Consider the following 431-nt stretch of genomic DNA (forward strand, 5'->3'; position numbering starts at 1 on the left):
ATACCATCCTGCCGAGGATCACCGCTCAGCCATGATTAATGCAGCTGAAAGCTTGATCATAGGTGAATTATTCAATCAAAGATTAGATGAACTCAAACTAAGTTGTTCTGTGTCCTCACAAAATAGCGAAGAGCAAAAACAAAATGCCATGCTCAATAAACTCATTGAACACGACGTGGCACTCCCACATGCCAGTGAGCAAGAATGCGAGCATTACTATAGCCAAAATCTCAGTAAATTTACGTCATCACCGTTGATTGCTGCACGGCATATTTTGATTCCAGCAACGATTGAGGATGAAAGTGCGCGGGCCAAAGCGTTAGAAACCGCCGAATCAATTTTGCAAGCATTGCAAGATGGAGGATCGTTCAGTGAACTGGCGGCTCAATTTTCAAAGTGTGATTCAGCAAAAATAAACGGCGAGTTAGGTC

The 431-nt window shown here is 43.2% G+C and carries 1 protein-coding gene; it reads left to right on the plus strand.

All coding sequences use genetic code 11. The features are described 5' to 3' along the window. Window positions 1-31: 31 nt before the first annotated feature. Window positions 32-431 (plus strand): peptidylprolyl isomerase (locus AAEY62_RS20395; RefSeq protein WP_350636025.1); only part of this gene is annotated, 400 nt, incomplete at its 3' end.

Source organism: Pseudoalteromonas sp. GW168-MNA-CIBAN-0100 (assembly GCF_040309225.1).
Classification (GTDB): domain Bacteria; phylum Pseudomonadota; class Gammaproteobacteria; order Enterobacterales; family Alteromonadaceae; genus Pseudoalteromonas; species Pseudoalteromonas arctica.